The 19,915-nt window shown below is 75.4% G+C and carries 15 protein-coding genes and 1 pseudogene; 7 read left to right on the plus strand and 9 right to left on the minus strand.

Annotated elements, in window-relative coordinates; genetic code table 11:
* The first annotated feature begins 185 nt into the window (after positions 1 to 185).
* On the plus strand, positions 186 to 2,507 hold the full coding sequence (locus DT057_RS01405; protein WP_128560340.1) for a PAS domain-containing sensor histidine kinase: 2,322 nt from the start codon (positions 186 to 188) through the stop codon (positions 2,505 to 2,507).
* A 60-nt stretch (positions 2,508 to 2,567) separates the two neighbouring features.
* Here the strand turns inward: DT057_RS01405 and DT057_RS01410 are convergent, their stop codons facing one another.
* The 4 genes from DT057_RS01410 to DT057_RS01425 form a co-directional block, all read right to left on the minus strand.
* On the minus strand, positions 2,568 to 5,498 hold the full coding sequence (locus DT057_RS01410) for a bifunctional [glutamine synthetase] adenylyltransferase/[glutamine synthetase]-adenylyl-L-tyrosine phosphorylase (RefSeq protein ID WP_128560341.1): 2,931 nt from the start codon (positions 5,496 to 5,498) through the stop codon (positions 2,568 to 2,570).
* Entirely contained in the window at positions 5,495 to 7,009 is a 1,515-nt protein-coding gene (locus DT057_RS01415; protein ID WP_238313111.1) for a sensor histidine kinase, read from the minus strand. The genes DT057_RS01410 and DT057_RS01415 overlap by 4 nt, the downstream gene beginning before the upstream one ends.
* 80 nt (positions 7,010 to 7,089) lie before the next feature.
* On the minus strand, positions 7,090 to 7,779 hold the full coding sequence (locus DT057_RS01420) for a response regulator transcription factor (RefSeq protein ID WP_128560343.1): 690 nt from the start codon (positions 7,777 to 7,779) through the stop codon (positions 7,090 to 7,092).
* 404 nt (positions 7,780 to 8,183) lie between these two features.
* The gene (locus DT057_RS01425) at positions 8,184 to 8,924 is read right to left on the minus strand and encodes a YoaK family protein (RefSeq protein ID WP_128560344.1); all 741 of its coding nucleotides are present in this window, start codon (positions 8,922 to 8,924) and stop codon (positions 8,184 to 8,186) included.
* Positions 8,925 to 9,753: 829 nt separating this feature from the next.
* Between DT057_RS01425 and DT057_RS01435 the strand changes: the two genes are divergently transcribed.
* The 4 genes from DT057_RS01435 (at position 9,754) to nadC (ending at position 14,359) form a co-directional block, all read left to right on the plus strand.
* On the plus strand, positions 9,754 to 10,821 hold the full coding sequence (locus DT057_RS01435) for an NUDIX hydrolase (RefSeq protein ID WP_128560345.1): 1,068 nt from the start codon (positions 9,754 to 9,756) through the stop codon (positions 10,819 to 10,821).
* Positions 10,822 to 10,926: 105 nt separating this feature from the next.
* On the plus strand, positions 10,927 to 11,940 hold the full coding sequence (gene nadA, locus DT057_RS01440; protein ID WP_238313052.1) for a quinolinate synthase NadA: 1,014 nt from the start codon (positions 10,927 to 10,929) through the stop codon (positions 11,938 to 11,940).
* Positions 11,937 to 13,490 carry an L-aspartate oxidase gene (locus DT057_RS01445; protein WP_128560347.1) on the plus strand — a complete coding sequence of 518 codons (1,554 nt, stop codon included), beginning with the start codon at positions 11,937 to 11,939 and terminating at the stop codon, positions 13,488 to 13,490. The genes nadA and DT057_RS01445 overlap by 4 nt, the downstream gene beginning before the upstream one ends.
* A complete protein-coding gene (gene nadC / locus DT057_RS01450) occupies positions 13,487 to 14,359 on the plus strand; it encodes a carboxylating nicotinate-nucleotide diphosphorylase (protein ID WP_128560348.1) in 873 nt (290 codons plus the stop codon). The genes DT057_RS01445 and nadC overlap by 4 nt, the downstream gene beginning before the upstream one ends.
* A gap of 48 nt (positions 14,360 to 14,407) precedes the next feature.
* Here nadC and DT057_RS01455 read toward each other — a convergent pair whose 3' ends face one another.
* Entirely contained in the window at positions 14,408 to 15,019 is a 612-nt protein-coding gene (locus tag DT057_RS01455) for a pyridoxamine 5'-phosphate oxidase family protein (RefSeq protein ID WP_128560349.1), read from the minus strand.
* A 112-nt stretch (positions 15,020 to 15,131) separates the two neighbouring features.
* Here DT057_RS01455 and DT057_RS01460 point away from each other — a divergent pair, with 112 nt between their 5' ends.
* Positions 15,132 to 15,932 (plus strand): thioredoxin domain-containing protein, encoded by an 801-nt coding sequence (locus DT057_RS01460; RefSeq protein ID WP_128560350.1) that lies wholly within the window; start codon positions 15,132 to 15,134, stop codon positions 15,930 to 15,932.
* On the opposite strand, the gene DT057_RS01465 is transcribed toward DT057_RS01460, so the two are convergent.
* Genes DT057_RS01465 through DT057_RS01475 form a run of 3 tightly spaced genes read right to left on the minus strand, consistent with a single transcriptional unit; the run spans position 15,910 to position 18,575 of the window.
* Positions 15,910 to 16,737 (minus strand): ABC transporter ATP-binding protein, encoded by an 828-nt coding sequence (locus DT057_RS01465; protein ID WP_203236155.1) that lies wholly within the window; start codon positions 16,735 to 16,737, stop codon positions 15,910 to 15,912. The two genes, DT057_RS01460 and DT057_RS01465, sit on opposite strands and share 23 nt — an antisense overlap.
* A gap of 31 nt (positions 16,738 to 16,768) precedes the next feature.
* Positions 16,769 to 17,581 carry an ABC transporter permease gene (locus DT057_RS01470; RefSeq protein ID WP_128560351.1) on the minus strand — a complete coding sequence of 271 codons (813 nt, stop codon included), beginning with the start codon at positions 17,579 to 17,581 and terminating at the stop codon, positions 16,769 to 16,771.
* A 19-nt stretch (positions 17,582 to 17,600) separates the two neighbouring features.
* Entirely contained in the window at positions 17,601 to 18,575 is a 975-nt protein-coding gene (locus tag DT057_RS01475) for an ABC transporter substrate-binding protein (RefSeq protein ID WP_128560352.1), read from the minus strand.
* 268 nt (positions 18,576 to 18,843) lie between these two features.
* Between DT057_RS01475 and DT057_RS01480 the strand changes: the two genes are divergently transcribed.
* On the plus strand, positions 18,844 to 19,677 hold the full coding sequence (locus DT057_RS01480) for a beta-keto acid cleavage family enzyme (RefSeq protein WP_128560353.1): 834 nt from the start codon (positions 18,844 to 18,846) through the stop codon (positions 19,675 to 19,677).
* A gap of 51 nt (positions 19,678 to 19,728) precedes the next feature.
* On the opposite strand, the pseudogene DT057_RS35330 reads toward DT057_RS01480, so the two are convergent.
* A pseudogene (locus DT057_RS35330) lies at positions 19,729 to 19,915 on the minus strand (lytic transglycosylase domain-containing protein); the annotation flags it as partial.

The raw sequence follows: 19,915 nt of genomic DNA on the forward strand, positions 1-19,915 counted from the left end.
AAAAACGCTCATGAATTAAAACTGTCCAGCAGGACGGCGATTCGTTGACGAACCTTTAACGCGTGAGTTTCACTTCGCGAAAAGCTGGACAAAATGCCTGCGCGGATGCCACCTTGAGGCGCGATTCGGAGGCCGCACGACAACCGCCTGCAAACCGTCCGGTCGCTTGTTTTGGGGAAATGGGTATGCTGGAGGCGGATCCCGCCCCCTTTGCCGCGCGTGCTGCCACGATCCTGGGTATCAGCAGGGTCTCGAAGGCGGCGCACCGGCACCTGGCGCACGCGGAAGCCTGGCTCCGCTTCGCGGTCCCGGCCATGCTCGCGGCCTTCCTGGTCTGCCTCGCCGCCGTCACGACGCTCCAGCTCTCCGCCCAGCACCAGGAGGCGCTCGCCGATGCCGGCCGCGAGATCGACCTCGTGGCCCAGCTCGTGGCGGGCCAGCTCGCCGCCCGTCCCGAGCCCGGCCTCCCGGGCCGCGAGCGCCTCGCCCAGAGCGTGCCGGCCGCCGGCCTGCCGCCGGGCCGCGAGGTCCTCCTCGTCGGGGCCGACGACGTGATCGCGGCCGCCCTGCCCGGAGCCCGCGCCCCGGACGGGGCCGCGCTGCCCCGGACCCTGACCGAGCACGTCGGCGACGCGCCCGTGCTCGGCATCCTGGGCGAGCGCGCCGGCGTGATGACCGTGGTGCTCGGCTCGGGCCAGCGGGCCCTCGCCACCGTGCGGGGTCTTCCCGGCGGGCGCGGCCAGGTCGCCGTGATCCAGACCCTCGAGACGGTCACGGCCGGCTGGGCGGCCCGGGCCCGGGTCACCGCCATCCTGGTCGGCGCCGTCGCCCTGGTGGTGGTCTGCACCGGCCTCGCCTACGCGCTCCAGGCGGACCGGGCGCGCGCGGTCGACCGGGTCTGCGAGCAGGTGCGCCAGCGCCTCGACACGGCGCTCGGCCGCGGCCGCTGCGGCCTCTGGGACTGGGACATCCCCCGGGGCCGGATCTACTGGTCCGACTCGATGTACCAGCTCCTCGGCTACGTCCGGGAGCGGGAGTTCCTCTCCTTCGGCGACGTCAACGCCCTCGTCCACCCCGACGACACCGATCTCTACGGCCTCGCCCGGCAGCTCGCCGCCCGCGACACCACGGTCGACCACGAGTTCCGCATCCGGGCGGCCAACGCCGAGTGGGTCTGGCTCAAGGCCCGGGCCGAGATCGTGCAGGACCAGGAGGGCGGCGGGCGCCACCTCGTCGGGATCGTCATCGACATCTCGGAGCAGCGCCGCCTCGCCGAATCGACCGCCACCGCCGACATGCGCCTGCGCGACGCCGTCGAGGCGGTGTCGGAGGCGTTCGTGCTCTGGGACGCGCAGAACCGCCTCGTCCTGTGCAATTCGAAGTTCCGCCGCCTGCACGCCCTCACGGCCGAGGAGGCCGTGCCGGGCCGGCGCTACGACGCCATCATGGGCCGCGCCGCCCTGCCGACGGTGCGGCGCGAGATCCCCGCCGGAGAGTTCGCCGAGGCCGGGGCGCGGACCTTCGAGGCCGAGCTCGCGGACGGGCGCTGGCTCCAGATCAGCGAGCGGCGCACCAAGGACGGCGGCTACGTCTCGGTCGGCACCGACATCACGGCCCTCAAGCGGCACCAGGAGCGCCTGGTGGAATCGGAGCGCCAGCTCATGGCCACCGTCACCGACCTGAAGCGGTCGCGCCGCACCCTCGAGCTCCAGACCCAGCAGCTCGCCGACCTCGCCGAGCGCTACCTCGACCAGAAGGCCCAGGCCGAGAGCGCCAACCGCTCCAAGTCCGAGTTCCTGGCCAACATGAGCCACGAGCTGCGCACCCCCCTCAACGCCATCCTGGGCTTCGCCGAAGTGATGGAGAGCGAGGTGTTCGGGGCGCTCGGCTCCGAGAAGTACCGCGAGTATTGCCGCGACATCCGCTCCAGCGGCCACTACCTGCTGTCGGTGATCGACGACATCCTCGACATGTCGCGGATCGACGCCAAGCGCATCAAGCTGGTCAAGGAGCCGGTGCCGGTGGCCGAGGCGCTCGAGCGGGCCCTCAAGCTCATCGCCGAGCCCGCCCGCGCCAAGGGCCTGACCCTCAGCGTCGAGATGAGTGCCGACGCCCTCGTGATGGCGGATGCCCGCGCGCTGCACCAGATCCTGGTCAACCTGCTCCAGAACGCCGTGAAGTTCACGCCCGAGGCCGGCCGGGTGGCGGTGCGGACACGCCGCGCCATCGACGCGATCCACATCTTCGTCGAGGACAGCGGCATCGGCATCCCGAAGGCCGCGCTGCCCAAGCTCGGCTCGCCCTTCGAGCAGGTCGAGACCAACTTCGCCCGCAGCTACAAGGGCTCGGGCCTCGGCCTCGCCATCGCCCGCTCCCTCGCCGAGCTCCACGGCGGCGGCCTGCGCATCCGCTCCGAGGAGGGTAGCGGCACGATCGTGCTGGTGCGCCTGCCGCGCCCCGGGACGCCCGGGTCGGAGGGGCGGGACGTGATCGACCTCGGGGCCTGACCGGCCCGGCCGCGCGAGCCCCACCGGGAGCCGCGCCGGGAGCCGCGCCGGCGGCCCGGGTCACCCCAGCACTTTCTCGAACAGGGCCCTCACCCCCGCCCGCGTCTCGCCGAGCAGCGTCAGCAGCGCGGCCTCGTCCGGCAGCCCGACCGCCGCGGCGAGGCGCGCCCGGGCGGCCGGGGGCGCGCTCCTGGCGAAGTCGCCCTCGACCATCAGGCGCTGCCAGTGGTGGACGTCGTCGATGAGCCGGTAGGCGGCGGCGAGCCGGGCCGAGGCCTCGGGCGCGAGAAGGCCGAGGCGGCCGGCCTCCTCCAGCACGGCGGGCGCGTCGAGACCGATCAGGCCCGGATGCGCGTGGGCGTGGCCGAGCACCAGGGCCTGCGCCAGGAAGTCGAGGTCGAGGAGCCCGCCGGGGGCGAGCTTGAGGTCGAGGGGACCGCCGTCCCCCTTCTCGCGGGCCACCAGCGCCCGCATGGCCCGCACCTCGGCCGCCACCGCGGCGGGATCGCGCGCCTCGCCGACGATCGCCCGGACGGCCGCCTGCGCCTCGGCCACGAGGCCCGGGTCCCCGGCGAGCACCCGGGCCCGGCTCAGGGCCATGTGCTCCCACGGGGCGGCCTCCCCGCGCCAGTAGGGCAGGAAGCGCTGCCACTGGTTGGCGATCGGGCCCTGCCCGCCGCTCGGCCGCAGGCGCAGGTCGACCTCGTAGAGGCGCCCGCGGCGGGTCGGCACCGTGAGCGCGCCGACGAGGCGCTGGGTCAGGCGGTTGTAGTAGACCGCCGCGTCGAGGCGGCGCGGCCCGCCGCTCTCGCGGTCGGCGGCGTCGAAATCGTACACCACCACGAGGTCGAGGTCGGAATCCGCCGTGAGCTGGCGCGAGCCGAGGCGGCCGAGGCCCAGCACCGCCAGCCGGCCCCCCGGCACCCGGCCGTGCTCGGCCGCGAAGGCGCCCTCGGCCGCCGCGAGCGACAGGGCGATGACGGCCTCGGCGATGCCCGCGTAGGCCCGCCCGGCGCCGACCGGGGGCAGGATGCCGGAGAGGAGGCGCGCGCCGGTCACGAAGCGCATCTGGCGCGCGGCGTCGCGGCAGCGGTCGAGGAAGTCCTCGAGGTCGCGCGGCGCCCCGACGAGGCGCCCGAACTGCTCGGCGAGGCTCGCCGGGTCCGTCACCGGCGCCACGAAGGCCGGGTCGATGACCGCGTCGAGGACGTGCGGGCTGAACCCCACCGTGTCGGCGAGCCGCGGCACCGTGCCGAGGAGGTCCGCGAACAGCAGCCGCAGGCGCTCGTGCGAGCGCAGGATGGTGAGGAGCTCCACCGCCGCCGGCATGCGTCCGAAGGCGCGGTCGAGGGCGGCGAGCGCACCGTCCGGGTCGCCGGTGCCGGCGAGCGCCTGCACCAGGGCCGGCACGAGCTCCGTCAGCACCTCCCGGGCGCGGGGGCTCGTCACGGCCGGGCGGCGGCCGAAATGCCAGCCCCGGATGGTCTCGGTCGCCTGGCCGGGATGGCGGAAGCCGAGCCGCGCCAGCGTCGCCAGGGTCTCGGGGTCGTCCTCCGAGCCGGTGAAGACGAGGTCGCCGACCTCACCGGCGAGCTCCGGCGCGGCCTCGAACAGGAGGGCGTAGTGGCCCTGCACCCGGCGCGCCCGCGCGGTCAGCGCCGCCCCGAAGGCGGCGGCGTCCGGGTAGCCGCAGAAGCGCGCGAAGCGCGCGAGCCGCGCCTCGTCGTCCGGCAGGCGCTGCGTCTGCTCGTCGGCCACCATCTGGAGCCGGTGCTCGAGCGTGCGCAGGAAGCGGTAGGCCTCGCCCAGCTCGTCGCGCGCCTGCGGGGTGATCCAGCCCTCGTCGTGGAGCGCGGCCAGCATGTCGAGGGTGCGGCGGCCCCGGAGGGAGGGGCGCCGGCCGCCGAAGACGAGCTGCTGGGTCTGGACGAAGAACTCCACCTCCCGGATGCCGCCGCGCCCGAGCTTGATGTCGTGGCCCGCGACCGCGATGGCGCCGTGGCCGCGCACGGCGTGGATCTGGCGCTTCATCGCGTGGACGTCGGCGATCGAGGCGAAGTCGAAGTACTTCCGCCAGACGAAGGGGCGCAGCTCGGCCAGGAAGGCGTCCGCGAGGCCGCGGTCGCCCGCCACCGGGCGGGCCTTGATGAAGGCGGCGCGCTCCCAGTTCTGCCCGACCGTCTCGTAGTAGGTGTAGGCGGAGGCGAGCGAGAGCGCCGTCGGGGTCGAGCCCGGATCGGGCCGCAGGCGGTAGTCGACCCGGTGGACGTAGCCGTCCGCGGTGCGCTCCTGCAGGAGCCGGCCCATCCCCTGCGCGAGCCGGCTGAAGAACGGCGTCGCCTCGACGCCCTCGCGCAGGGGCGCCGCGTCGGGGTCGAACAGCACGATGAGGTCGATGTCGCTCGAGTAGTTCAGCTCGTTCGCGCCGAGCTTGCCCATCCCGAGCACGAACAGGCCGGACCCGTCCTGGGGCCGGGCCGGATCGGCCGGGCGGAAGCGGCCGCTCGCCGCGGCCTCGTGCAGCATCGCGTCGGCGGCGGCCTGCACCGAGGCGTCGGCGAAGGCCGAGAGGGCGTCCGTCACCGCGTCGAGGGACCAGACCCCACCGATGTCGGCGAGCGCCACCAGGAGCGCGTGGTCCGCCCGGTTGCGCCGCAGCGTCCGGGCCGCCGCGTCCTTCGCTGTCCCGGCGGCGGCGGCCCCGCGCTGGCCGGCCACGAGGGCGGCGTGGGCCGCCTCCGGGGCCTCGGCGAGGAGTTCGCCGAGGCGGTCCGGCCCGCGGGCCGCGAGGCCCCACAGGAACGGCGAATGGTCGGCGAGCCCGAGGAGCAGGGCGCGGGCGGCCCCGTCCTGCCGCAGGGCGGCGGCGAGCGAAGCCCGCTCCGGCCGCGCGTCGAGGAGCGCCAGGAGGTCGTCGAGGCGGTCCCGGGCCCGGTCGGGATCGGAGAGAAGGGGCGCGGTCCGCAGCCGCGCGAGGAGCGGACCCGTCACGACGTCGGCTCGGCGCGCGCGGCCGCGTCGCGGGCCGACCCGGGGGCCTCCCGGGGCGGTTCCTGCCGGGGCAGGCCGTCCTGCGTCCGGGTCTCCTGCGTCCGGGTCTCCTGGCGCGGCCCGTCCTGGCGTGGGGCCGCGGGCAGGCGCAGGACGGCGCGCAGGCCCGGCCCGTTGTCCTCGAGCAGCAAGGCGCCCTGGTGCAGGCGGGCGACGGCGTTGACGAGGCTGAGGCCGAGGCCGAAGCCCGGCCGGGTTCGGGCGCTCTCCAGGCGCACGAAGCGCTCGAGCACCCGGCCGCGCTCCGCGGCCGGGATCCCCTCGCCCCGGTCCGACACCGCGACCACGACCGCGCCGTCCTCGCGCCGCGCCTCGACGCAGACCACCGGCTCGGCCGCGCCGGCCCCGTACTTCAGGGCGTTGTCGATGAGGTTCGCCATGGCCTGTCCGATCAGCTCCCGGCTGCCGTGCACCACGAGGTCGGGCGCCGCCAGCGTGCGCAAGGCGACGCCGCGCTCCTCCGCCACGGCTTCGTACAACTCCGCGACCTCCAGGGCGACCAGCCCGGCGTCGAAGTCCGCCAGGTTCTCGCGGGCGCTGCCGGCCTCGAGGCGCGCGATCATCAGGAGCGCGTTGAACACCCGGATGAGGTTGTCGCTCTCCTCGATGTTGGCCTCCAGGGCCGCCCGGAGCGCGTCGGGGTCGCGGCCCTCGCGCAGCGCCGCGTCGGCCTTGTTGCGCAGGCGCGTGAGCGGGGTCTTGAGGTCGTGCGCGATGTTGTCGGAGACTTCGCGCATGCCGCGCATCAGTTCGCCGATGCGGTCCAGCATGGCGTTGAGGTTGCGCGCGAGGCGGTCGAGCTCGTCGCCCGTGCCGGCGAGGGCGAGGCGGCCGTCGAGGTCCCCCGCCATGATGCCGCGGGTGATCTCGGTCATATGGTCGACGCGCTTGAGGACGCGCTGGGCGATGAACCAGCTTCCCAGGAAGCCGAGGCCGACCACCAGCATCAGGGACCAGCCGAAGGCGCGCCCGATCACCGCCCGCAGGCGGTCGCGCTCCTCCACGTCGCGGCCGACGAGCAGGCGGAAGCCCCCCGGCAGGGTGAAGATGCGCACGATGGCGCGGTGGTCGAGGCGGTCGCCATCGGTGCCCCGCCCGTAGGCGGTCTCGGTCTGGCCGGGCTCGGCGAGGACGCCCGGCGGCAGCGCCTCGACGTTCCCGACGACGTGCTCGCCCGCCGGCGTCGTGACGAGGTAGAGCGAGGCGCCGGGCTCGCGGGCGCGCCGCTCCACCACGCTGACGAGGCGGCGGATGCCGCCGCTCGCGTACTGGTCGGACAGGCCGTTGATCTCGGCCTCGATGGTCGAGACGATCTGGTCGTCGAGCACGCGCCGGGCGTTCCAGGCGACGTAGCCGAGGGCGAAGAACGCGAAGGCGGCGAACACCACCAGGTAGGCGAGGGAGAGCTTGAACGCCGTGGTGCGCACGAGTGTGCCGAGCCGCGCCAGCACGCCGTCCTGCCCCGGCCCGCCGTCCGGCGGGGCGGGACCGCCCGGGGGCCCGGCCCGGGGCGCCCGCGGGCCCGGCGGGCTCACGCCTCGCCGCCGGCCCGGACCATGTAGCCGGCCCCCCGCACGGTGTGGATCATCGGCCGCTCGAAGCCCTTGTCGATCTTGCCGCGCAGCCGCGAGACGTGGACGTCGATCACGTTGGTCTGGGGATCGAAGTGGTAGTCCCAGACATGCTCCAGCAGCATCGTGCGGGTCACCACCTGCCCGGCATGGCGCATCAGGTACTCCAGGAGCCGGAACTCCCGCGGCTGGAGCGGGATCTCCTGCCCGCCGCGGGTGACCCGGTGCGACAGGCGGTCGAGCTCGAGGTCGCCGACCCGGTAGGCGGTGGGCTCGCCCCCGGCCCCGCCGCCGCGCCGGCGTGCCAGCACCTCGATGCGGGCCATCAGCTCGGAGAAGGCGTAGGGCTTGGGCAGGTAGTCGTCGCCCCCGGCCTTCAGGCCCTTCACCCGGTCGTCGACCTGGCCGAGGGCCGAGAGGATCAGGACCGGCGTCTCGACGCCCTGCTCGCGCAGGGAGCGGATCAGCGACAGCCCGTCGAGCTTTGGCAGCATGCGGTCGACCACGAGGACGTCGTAGGCGCCCTCGCGCGCCAGCGCGTAGCCGTCGAGCCCGTCGCCGGCGGTGTCGGCGACGTGGCCGGCCTCCCGGAAGGCCTTGGAGAGGTAGGCGGCCGCCTCGCGGTCGTCCTCGATGATGAGCAGGCGCATCTCGGGCATTGTAGGGCAGTTCGCGACCCGAGGGAGGCTGTCCTTCCGCGCCGCCGCCGGGCGGCGCGCGGGAAGGCCCCGCCCGGCGTGCCGACCGGGGGCGCGGCATCCGGCACGTCGGGCTGTCGCCGGATTCGCCCGCCGGGACGGCAGGCCGGGCTCGGGGAGAGCCCGGCCTGCCGCGGCGAGGTCGCCGGATCGTCTGGGGGGCGACGATGATGACCCGGCGGCTCGACCCTCGGGGCCTGCGGCCCGGGGCGCCCCGGGGGTGGCGGGGCGCCGCCAGACCCGGCGACCCTCCTGTTATGACCCCCTCCGGCTTACGCCCGCGTCTCCGGACCATGAACTCGCCGTAACCTTTCCGGGCCGCCGCTCCGGCGGCGCTCCGGTCGCGGGCCGTCCGCTCAGGCGACGGGCGGCGCGCTCGCGGCGGCATCCGGGGCCGGCGCCCGCGGGCCGGAGACGAGGGGGCCGTCGCCGTGGGCGAGCGTCAGGACCAGGGCGGCGGCCGCCAGCAGGGCGGCCACCACCGCCGGCACCAGGAACGCCTGCTCGCCGAAGGCCGAGTGCAGCAGCCCCCCCGCGACGGCTCCGGCGGTGAGCGCCGCCCAGAGCGGCGCCTGGATCCAGAACGACGGGGACGGGTGCCCGAGCAGGAGGTTCGCGAGGCCGGTGCCGAAGCGGACCACCGCCCCGGTGACGTAGGTGAGCGCGAGGCTGCGGCCGTCCTCGTCCTGGAGGACCGCGTTCTGCATCCCGAGCGCCAGCACGATCGGGTAGGCGTGGAGCGGGAACGCGAAGGGCCCCCGCGGCATGACGAGCCCGATGCTCAGGAGCGCGGCCTGCAGGGTGAGGAGCACCGCCAGGCGCCAGTACCCCACCGCCGCGGCGATCAGCGTGCCCAGGAAGGCGCCGAACGAGAACAGCGCGATGGTGCTGCCGACCCGCGTCGCCATGGACCAGTCGCCCAGGCTCACCGCCGCGCCGAAGCGCGTGGTGTTGCCGCTCATGAACGACATGAAGAGCTGGGAGAATTCCAGGAACCCGATGGCGTCGGCGCACCCCGCGAGGGCCGACAGGGCCAGGGCGAAGGGGATCCGCGTTCCCGACGCCGCCGGGAACGCCTTCGATTCCTTCTGCACCATCCAACCCTCTCCGTCTCGGCCCCGCCGCCGGAGCCCCTCGTCCGGGGCCGCTTCCGTCGGGGCAGACTGCGCCCGCGGTTCCAGAACCGTGGCGAAGCGAGGCGGTTCCGCCGGGTGCGGCGCCCCGCCGCGTGCGGCCCGGCCTCAGGCCGGGTCGTCCCGGCGGGGGGGAGCGCGCGCGCCAGCCCCTCGTCGCTGAAGGGCTTCGGCCAGGCCGGGATGTCGCCGAACTCGGCCGGGATCGCGGCCGCGTCGTAGCCCGTGGCGAACACGACCGGCACGCCGAGGCGGCGGAGGTCCTCGACCAGCGGGTAGACGAGCTCGCCCCGCAGGTTGATGTCGAGCACCGCGAGGTCGAGCGCCGCCGACCCGAGCAGGGCCCGCGCCTCGCCCACCGTCGGCACCGGGCCCACGACCTCCGCCCCCCGCGCCGAGGAGGGCCCGGGCGATGTCGTCGGCGATGAAGTACTCGTCCTCGACGACGAGCACGCGCCGCCGCGCGAGGTGCCCGGCGCGGCCAGGTCCGGTCATGGTTCGGCCCTCAAGGTGTCGGCCGCGCCGGCGCGGCGGAGCCGCGGCGGAGGCGGCCCGGGACAGGATGCGACGCGCCGCTCCGGTTACGCAACCACCGGTCGCAGAGACGGCGCCCGGTCGGCGGCGCGCGTCTCATCCACCGGAGAAGCCGCCGGGGCCTCGGCGCGTCCGCTCCCTCCGCCGCCGCGGCGTGCTACAGCGTCGGGTCGGGTCCCGGATCCGGGACCCGGCCCGGACGCCGGCTCTCCCTTCGGGCCGGCCCCGCGGCCTCCCGGTGCGGCGGAGGGCGTGCAGGATGGAGCGGTCGAGGCGGGCGGCGGGCCCTTCGGTCGGGCCCGGGGCGAGCCCTTCGGTCGAGCCCGCGGCGAGCCCTTCGGTCGGGCTCGCGGCGGTGATCGTGGCCGCCACCGACGGGACGCCGCGGGTGCTGACCGTTCCGGTGCCGGACCCGGCGCCCGAGCGCCGCGAGGGCCTGCCGGCCGGCCCCCTGGCGCCCGACCACCCGACCCTGGAGCGCGGCCTCCGAGCCTGGGTCGAGCGGCAGACCGATCAGACCCTCGGCTACGTCGAGCAGCTCTACACCTTCGGCGACCGGGACCGGCGCCCCGGCGGCGGGCACGCCCTCTCGGTGGCCTACCTCGCCCTCGTGCGCGAGGCCCGCCCGACGCGGCCGGCGGAGGCGTCCTGGCGCGACTGGTACCGCTACTTCCCCTACGAGGATTGGCGCGCGGGCCGGCCTGTGCTCCTCGACGCCCTGGCGAGCCACCTCGAGGCCTGGGCCGAGACCGCGGCCGACGCCGCCGGGCGCCAGCGCCGGCACGACCGCATCGGGCTCACCTTCGGGTTCGGGGGCGGCGGCTGGAACGAGGAGCGGGTGCTCGAGCGCTACGAGCTGCTGTTCGAGGCGGGGCTCGTGCCGGAGGCGACCGCGGGGCCGGAAGCCGTTCCGGGGCCGGAAGCCGTTCCGGGGCCGGAGGCCGTTCCGGGGCCGGAATTGATGCCGGAGGCCGGCGCCGGGGCCGTGCTCTGCGGGCAGCCCATGGCCCACGACCACCGCCGCATGCTCGCCACCGCCATCGGGCGGCTGCGGGGCAAGATCAAGTATCGCCCGGTGGTGTTCGAGCTGATGCCGCCCGCCTTCAGCCTCGGCCAGCTCCAGCGGGGGGTGGAGGCGCTCTCCGGCGTGCTGCTGCACAAGCAGAACTTCCGTCGCCTCGTCGCCCAGCAGGGATTGGTGGAGGAGACCGACGCCGTGACGGCGGCGACGGGCGGGCGCCCGGCGCGGCTGATGCGCTTCCGCCGGGAGGTGCTGCTGGAGCGCCCGGCCCCGGGCGTGAGGATGCCGGCCGGCCGGCGGGGGTGACCGCGCCGGGCTTATGCTCACGATCAGCATATCTCGACAGCCGCGCCGGGACGGCGTAGTGTGACCCGGTAAATGCTCATATTGAGCATAACTGGGGAGGCCGTCATGGCTCCTGTCCCATCCGCGTCCCACCCGCTTGCGGCGGGCGCGCTGCCCCTGCCGGAGATCTACACCCGGGTGAGCCACCATGTGCCGGCAATGGAGTGGCCGGCCCTGGCCCGCGACGTCGCGGCGATCCAGGACCTGAAGCGCGCGCGCCGCGCCGTGGTGCTGGCCCACAATTACCAGGCGCCCGAGATCTTCCACACCGTGGCTGACATCGTCGGCGACAGCTTGGCGCTCGCCCGCGAGGCGGCTCGCACGGACGCACAGGTGATCGTCCTGGCCGGCGTCCACTTCATGGCCGAGACGGCGAAGCTCCTGAGCCCGGACAAGACCGTGCTGATCCCGGATCTCCGGGCCGGGTGCTCGCTCGCCGAGTCCATCACCGCCGCGGACGTGCGCGCCCTGCGCGCGCGCCACCCCGGCGTCCCGGTCGTGACCTACGTCAACACCTCGGCGGCCGTGAAGGCGGAATCCGACCTCTGCTGCACCTCCGGGAACGCCCGCGCCGTCGTGGCCTCGCTCAAGGCCCCGCGGGTGCTCCTGATCCCGGACCAGTCCCTCGCCCGCAACGTCCAGGCGGAGATCCCGGAGGTCGAGATCCTGACCTGGGCCGGCCATTGCGAGGTCCACGCGCGCTTCACCCCGCAGGACGTCCGCGAGGTGCGCGAGGCCTATCCGGGCGTCACGGTCCTGGCCCATCCCGAATGCCCGCCTGAGGTGGTGGCGGAGGCGGATTTCGCGGGCTCGACCGCGATGATGCAGGACTTCGTCGAGACGCGGCGCCCCGCCCGGGTGGCCCTGATCACCGAGTGCGCCATGGCCGACAACCTGGCGCAGCGCAATCCCGACATCGCCTTCGTCAGGCCCTGCAACCTCTGCCCGCACATGAAGCGGATCACCCTCCCGGCGATCCGCCGGGCGCTCGAGACCATGACGCACGAGGTCTCGGTGCCGCGCGACCTCGCCGGGCCGGCGCGCCGGGCGGTCGCGCGCATGCTGGCGGTGACGCCGTGAGCGCCGACCGGATCGTGGTGGTGGGGGCCGGCGTGGCCGGCCTCGCCACCGCCCTGAGGCTCGCCCCCCTGCCGGTCACCCTGGTGAGCGCGGTGCCGCTCGGGGAGGGCACCGCGACCGCCTGGGCGCAGGGCGGCATCGCGGCCGCCGTCGGCCGGGACGACGCGCCGGCCCGCCACGCCGCCGACACGCGGGCGGCGGGCGCCGGCCTGACGGATCCCGAGGTCGCCCGGCGGGTGACCGAGGCGGCCCCGGGCCTGATCGACTGGCTCGCCGGCCTCGGCGTCGCCTTCGACCGGGACGCGGAGGGCGCCCCGGCGCTCGGCCTCGAGGCGGCCCACGGGCGCAGGCGCATCGTCAGGGCCGGGGGCGACGCCACGGGCCCGACGGTGCTCGGGGCGCTGATCCGCGCGGTCGCGGCGGCGCCGTCCGTCAGCGTGCGGGTCGGACGCGCCGTGCGGCTCCTGCGCGACGCGGACGGCGGGGTCGCGGGCATCGGCTTGTCGGCCGGCTCCTGCCCGGCCCGCGCGGTGGTGCTGGCGACGGGCGGGATCGGCGGCCTCTACGCCGCCACCACCAACCCGGAGGGCGCGACCGGCTCGGGCCTCGCCCTCGCGGCGCGCGCCGGCGCGGTCCTGCGCGACGTCGAGTTCGTGCAGTTCCACCCGACCGCGATCGCGGTGCGGCCCGGCGGCTCCCTGCCGCTCGCCACCGAGGCCCTGCGCGGCGAGGGGGCGGTGCTGGTCGACCGCGGGGGCGGCCGGGTGATGGCGGGCGTCGCCGGGGGCGACCTCGCGCCCCGGGACGTCGTCGCCCGGGCGATCTTCTCCCGCCTGCGGGGCGGCGAGCCGGTCTATCTCGACGCCCGGGGCCTCGACGTGGCCCGGCTCTTCCCGACCGTGGCGGCGCTGTGCCGGGCCGCCGGACTCGATCCGGCCCGGGCGCCGATCCCGGTGCGCCCGGCGGCGCACTACCAAATGGGTGGCGTCCGGGTGGACGGGTCCGGGGCCGCCTCGGTGCCGGGCCTCTGGGCCTGCGGCGAGGTGGCGGCGACGGGCCTGCACGGCGCCAACCGCCTCGCCAGCAACTCGCTGCTCGAAGCCCTGGCGTATGCCGGGTGGATCGCCGACGCGATCAAGGGGTCTGCCGGCCTCCCCCCGCGCCCGGCCGCAGATCCCCCCGCCGGCCCCGCCCGCGCGGCGGGCGCCGCGCCCGGGATCGCCGAGATCCGCCGGATCATGGAAGCCGAGGTCGGCCTGGTGCGCGACGAGGCCGGGCTCGCCCGCGCCGTCGCGGGCCTCGCCGCCCCCGCGCAGGCGGGCGTGCCCGAGGCCGTCGCGGCGCTCCTGGTCGCGGCGGCAGCCCTGCGCCGGCGCGAGAGCCGGGGCGCCCACTGGCGCGCCGACCACCCGGCCGAGCCCCCCGCCGCCCAAGCTCCTGCCGGGCAAGCACCCCCCGCCCAAGCCCCTGCCCGCCACGCCGACATCACCCTCGCGCAGGCCCTCGGCCTCGCGCAGCACCTCACCCTCGCGGAGGCTCCCGCCCCATGACCGACACGCCCGACACCCCGGACCTCCCGCCCCTGCCCCGCCTGCTGGTCGAGCCGATCGTCCGCGCCGCCCTCCGGGAGGATCTCGGCCGGGCCGGCGACCTCACGACCGACGCCATCGTGCCGGCCGGGGCCCGCTTCCGCGGCGCCATCGTGGCCCGCCAGGCCGGCACGGTCGCCGGCACCGGCGCGGCCGTCCTGGCGTTCGGGCTGCTCGACGCCGCCGTCGCGGCGACGGTCGAGCGCCCGGACGGCGCCCGGGTCGTCCCCGGCGAGACGGTGATCCGCCTCGAGGGACCGGCCCGGGCGATCCTGACCGCCGAGCGGACCGCCCTCAACCTCCTGTGCCGGCTCTCGGGCGTCGCCAGTGCCACGGCCTCGCTCGTCGCGGCGGCCCGGCCGCACGGGCGCGCCCGCATCGTCTGCACCCGCAAGACCACGCCCGGGCTGCGGGCCCTGGAGAAGCACGCCGTGCGGGCCGGCGGCGGCGCCAACCACCGCTTCGGCCTCGACGACGCCGTGCTGATCAAGGACAACCACGTCGCGGTGGCGGGCGGCATCGCCCCGGCGATGCGCCGCGCCCGGGCCGGCGTCGGCCACCTCGTCGGGATCGAGGTCGAGGTGGATACCCTGGCGCAGCTCGAGGAGGCGCTGGCGGAGGGCGCCGACGCGGTCCTGCTCGACAACATGGACCCCGAGCAGCTCAGGCGCGCCGTGGCGCTGATCGACGGCCGCGCCGTCAGCGAGGCCTCGGGCCGGATCACCCGCGAGACGGTCGGGGCCGTGGCGGCGACGGGCGTCGACCTGATCTCCGCCGGCTGGATCACCCACAGCGCCGCGATCATCGACCTCGGCCTTGACGCGGCGTGAGGGCGGCGCCCGGGGGCGGCCGCCCCCGGGCGAGAGGGGCCGTCCCCCTCAGTACAGGCGCGTCCGGTAGGATTCCTCGATCGCCTGCTCGGCGTCGGCGACCCCGATGGTGCCGGTCTGCTCGGCGAGGAGGCGGCCGAGGCTCGGGAAGCTCTCCCGCGGCACCTGGGCGTCGGCCTCCCAGAGCCGGGACCGCATCAGCGCCTTGCCGCAGTGGAAGAAGGCCTCGCTCACGCCGACCACGAGCCCGGTCGCCGGCACCTTGCCCTGGGCCGCGAGGGGTTCCAGGAGCGCGGCGTCGGTGGTGATCCGGGCGGTGCCGTTGACCCGCAGGGTCTCGTTGATCCCGGGCACGAAGAAGATCAGGCCGATGCCCGGGGCGCCGAGCAGGTTGGCGAAGCTGTCCATCCGGTTGTTGCCGCGCCGGTCCGGGATCAGCAGGGTTGCGTCGTCGAGCACCTGCACGAAGCCGGGCGCGTCGCCCCGCGGGCTCGCGTCGGCGCGGCCCTCGGCGTCGGACGAGGCCAGGACCAGGAACGGCGACAGGGCGATGAAGGCCCGGGCGTGCCGGTCGAGGCCGGGCCGCACCTTGCCCTCCGCCAGCCGGCTCACCGGGCCCGCATGGGCGCGAAGGGCCTGCGCGTCGTGGATCTCCTGCATTCCCGCCGCTCCTCTCCCGGCTGCGGCCTCGTGTCCGCCCGCCCGCGGCGGGGCAGACCGGCCCGCCGCGCTGTGCCAGGGTGCGGCTTCCGTGCCGCCGGCGCAAGACGCGATGAAGCTCCCTGGCCTCTGGGCCGTCCTCCTCGTCCTCGCCGGCCCGGCCGCGGCGGGGCTCACGCCGCGGGATCTGTCCGGCGTCGTCCTCGCGCCGCCGGCCGGCGCCCGGGCGCCCCTCGACGCGGCCTTCGCCGACGCGACGACCGGGCGGCCCGTGAGCCTCGGCCAGGCGCTCGCCGGCCGCCCCGCCCTCGTGCTGCCCCTCGACTACGCCTGCCGGAACGTCTGCGACCCGATGCTCGGCGTCGCCGGGGGGGCGCTCGCCGCCACCGGCCTCGTGCCGGGCCGGGATTTCCGCCTCGTGACCCTCGGCATCAACCCGAGGGCCGACGCCGCGACGGCGCGCCGGATGGTCGAGGCCCAGCTCGGCGCGCCGTCGCTCCTCGAGACGGTCCGGATCCTCACCGGGGCGCCCGGGCCGGTCGGCGCCGTCACGCGCGCCATCGGCTACGCCTACGCGTACGACGCCGACACCGACAGCTACGCCCACCCGGCCGGCGCCGTGGTGCTGGCGCCCGATGGCCGGGTCGCGCGGGCGCTCTCGCCGCTCGCCCTCACGGGGCGCGACCTGCGGCTCGCCCTGGTCGAGGCCGGCGAGGGCCGGGTCGGCGACCTCTCCGACCGGCTGGTGCTGCTCTGCTACGGCTACGACCCGCAGGCGGGGGTCTACACGCCGCTGATCCGCCGCATCCTCGCCGCCTCGGGCGCCGCCACCGTGGCGATGATCGGGCTCCTCGTCGGCCTCCTGCACCGCCGCTCCCGATCGCGGGCCGTCAGTCCACCGCCGTCCCGGTGAGCTCGGCCTTCGTGAAGCGCTCCTGCTCCTCCATCACGAGGCCGCCGAGCTCGCGCTTGAGGGCGTTGAACTCCGCCGAGGCCGAGTCGCGCGGGCGGGGCAGCGTCACGGCGATGTCGCGCTTGAGGCGGCCCGGGCGGTAGGTCATCACCAGGATGCGGTCGGCGAGGTAGATCGCCTCCTCGATCGAGTGCGTCACGAACACGATGGTCTTGGCGAACTCGGACCAGATCCGCAGCAGCTCGTCCTGGAGCGTGCGCCGGGTGAGGGCGTCGAGGGCCCCGAACGGCTCGTCCATCAGCATCACGGGCGGGTCGAGGGCGAGGATGCGCGCGATGGCGACGCGCTGGCGCATGCCGCCGGACAGGTCCTTGGGGAAGCGGGCCCGGAAGTCGGTGAGGCCCAGCGTCTCGGTGATGCGGGCGACGACCGCCTCGGCCTCCCCGCGCCGCACGCCCTTGATGTCGAGGCCGAAGCGGACGTTCTGCTCCACCGTCATCCAGGGGAACAGGGCGTATTCCTGGAACACCATGCCGCGGTCGGGACCCGGCTCGGTGACCGGCCGGCCGCCCATCCGGATCGCGCCCTCGGTCAGAGGCGTGAAGCCCGCGATGGCGTTGAGCAGGGTGGACTTGCCGCAGCCCGAGGGCCCGAGCAGGCAGACGAACTGCCCCTCCGGCACCGAAGCCGAGACGTCCTGGAGCGCCACCACGGCGCGGTCGCCCGTGCCGAACACCTTCGAGGCGTGCGCGATCGCGATCTCGGCCCCGGCCGGGGCGGCGGGGGAGCGGGCGGGCATCGTCATCGCGGCGGCTCCCATCGCGGCGCTCCGGGGCTCAGCGCTCAAGGCCGCGGTGCCAGCGCAGGAGGTGGTCGTTGAGGCGCGACATCGCCCCGTCGATCACGAGGCCGAGCACGCCGATGGTCAGCATGCCCCCGATGATCTTGTCCGACCACATGTACTCGCGCGCCTCCAGGATGCGGTAGCCGAGCCCGTCCGAGACCGCGATCATCTCGGCCACGATCACCACGATGAAGGCGGTGCCGATGCCGATCCGCATGCCGGCGAGCACGAAGGGGCTCGCCGCCGGCAGGATCACCCGGGCGAACATCGTCCAGGGCCGGGCGCCGAGGTTGCGGGCGGCCCGGATGTAGATCGAGTCGACCTGGCGCACGCCCGCGACGGTGTTCACGAGCACCGGGAAGAAGGTCCCGAGGGCGATCAGGAACAGGGCCGGCGGGTTGCCGAGGCCGAACCACACGATGGCGAGCGGGATGTAGGCGATGGGCGGGATCGGCCGCAGGATCTGGAGCAGCGGGTTGACGAGCCCGTAGAGCCGGTCGCTCGTGCCCATCAGGAGGCCGACCGGCAGGGCGAGCCCGACGCCGATCGCGAAGCCGGCCAGCACGCGCCCGAGGCTCGCCGCCGCGTCGTGCGGCAGCTCCCCCGACAGGAGCCACTCGGTGTAGCTCTGGCTCGCCGGGTCGTAGGGCAGCGCCGGCAGGAGGCTACTGGTCCAGCGCACCGCCACCGCGCTCGGCGGCGGCAGCACGACGGCGGAGAACAGGCCGGCGCGGCTCGCGATCTCCCACACGATCAAGAGGCCGATCGGCAGCAGCGCGCCGCGCAGGGCGGTGAACCGGTTCACGGGGGAGCGAGCCTTCGGGTCAGTTGGTCTTCACCTCGCCCTTCGCCTTCTCGAGCAGGTCGAGCTTGACCCACTCGGCGTCGCTCTTGGGCGGGTTGACCATCTTGCCGAGCCCGTACTTGTGCATCAGGTCGGCGGTGGCCTGCATGTGGCCGGCCGGCATGTCGTACGTGAAGGCCGCGTTCGCCATCGCGTCGCGGTAGTCCTGGGAGGTGAGCTGGCCCTTGAACACCTGCTCGCGGACGTACTTCTCCGCCAGCTCGGGCTTCTCGATGAAGGTCTTCGTCGCTTCCACGAACACCTTCAGCACCCGCGCCGCGACGTCCGGCTTCTCGTTGTACATCTTCTCGGTCATCACCAGCGGCCGGTACGGGATGCCGACCGGCGTGTCGTAGGGCTTGACGATCTCGACGCCCCAGCCGGCCGAGATCGCCTGCGTCGATTGCGGCTCGCTCTGGCAGATCACGTCGACGTACTTCTGCGCGAGCGCCTGGTTCAGGTCCGCGTAGTTGTTGAAGTAGGTGAGCTGCACGTCCTTGCCGGGCCGCTCCGACCAGGTCAGCCCGTTCTTCTCGAGCTCGGCCAGCAGCATCAGGTCCTGGGCGCCGCCGCGCACCACCGCGACCTTCCTGCCCTTCACGTCGGCGAGGGTCTTCGCGCCGAGGTCGGGCCGGCCGAGGATGCGCACGCCGCCGTTGGCGAAGCCCGCCACCACGTAGAGCTTGACGCCGTTGCCCCGGGCCGCCACCGCGCCGTCGGCGCCGGAGGCCGAGATGTCGATCTGGTCGACCGCCATCGCCGGGTAGATGTCGGCGCCCTTGGCGAACTGCTTCTCGTCGATCTTGATCCCGTATTTCGGCGCGATCTCCTTCATGTACGAGATGGCGCCGTAATGGGCGAACTTCAGGTTGCCGAGCCGCACCACGTCCTGCGCGGCGGCGGGCGCGGCGAGGCAGGCCAGGGCGGCGGCCGCGGTCGCGAGGCGCTTGAGCATCGTCTCCTCCCAGGATGGTTGCGGCGCGCCCGCCGCGCGCGACGGAGGCCGGGTCTCGGCGTCTCAGGGTGTTGACTTGACCGGATATTCGCCAAAGGTCCAGCCCGCGGCGGGACCCGTGGCCCCGATCGGGATAAGACTTTAGACGCGCGGATGAAAGGCGATGTCCGGACGTGAACGCGCGCGACGAGACCAGCCCGCGCGGCACCCGCCCGCCCCGCCCCGTGCCGCCCGCCGCGAGCGTGGCGGCGACCCCGGAGACCGACGCGTGACGAAGCCCCTGATCATCGCGGTGGCGCCGAACGGGGCCCGCCGCACGAAGGCCGACCACCCCGCCCTGCCGATCGACCCGCGGGAGATCGGCCTCGAGGCCGCCCGCTGCCGCGAGGCCGGCGCCGCCATGATCCACCTGCACGTGCGCGACGCCGAGGAGCGCCACAGCCTCGACGTCGACCGCTACCGGGCGGCGGTGGCGGCGGTGCGGCGCGAGGCGCCGGAGATGATCTGCCAGGTCACCACCGAGGCGGTGGGCCTCTACGCGCCCCACGAGCAGGTCGCCGCCATGCGGGCGCTCAGGCCCGAGGCGTTCTCGGTCGCCCTGCGCGAGCTCTTCGCCGAGCCGGACGACGAGGCCGCCGGCGCGGCCTTCCTGGCCGAGCAGGCGGGGGCCGGAACCCTGGTGCAGCACATCCTGTACGATGCCGGCGACGTCACGCGCTTCCAGGGGCTGGTGGCGCGGGGCCTGATCCCGCTCGAGCGGGCGAGCGTGCTGTTCGTGCTCGGCCGCTACGCCCCGGGGCAGCGCTCGGACCCGGCCGACCTGCTGCCGTTCCTCGCCGCCTGGCAGGAGACCGGCCACCACCTCGACCTGCCCTGGGCCCTCTGCGCGTTCGGACGGCGCGAGGCGGCCTGCATGATCGCCGCCGCGGCGCTCGGCGGGCACGTCAGGGTCGGGTTCGAGAACAACCTCTGGCGCCCGGACGGCAGCCTCGCGGCCGACAACGCGGCCCAGGTCGCGGAGGTCGCCGGCCTGGCGCGGGCGGTCGGCCTCGACCTCGCCGATCCGGCGGCGGCGCGGGCCCTGCTGGCGGGCGAGGCGTAGGGCGCGCGGCGCAAAGCCTCCGCGGCCGCGCCCCCGGACCCTCGGCCGGCGCTACTGGCTGACCGGGCCCGTCGTCGGCTCCGGAAGGGCCGCCGCGGTCTTCGGCAGCGCCGGCGCCGGCTTCCTCAGGGCGAAGTGCCGGAACTCGGCCGGACGGCGGGGCGGCAGCGGCACCGAGACCGCGTCGGCCGCCTCCTCGGCCGCCCCGGCGGCCGTGGCCGATGCCGCGGCGGCCGGC

The sequence above is a fragment of the Methylobacterium crusticola genome (genome assembly GCF_003574465.1).
GTDB lineage: Bacteria > Pseudomonadota > Alphaproteobacteria > Rhizobiales > Beijerinckiaceae > Methylobacterium > Methylobacterium crusticola.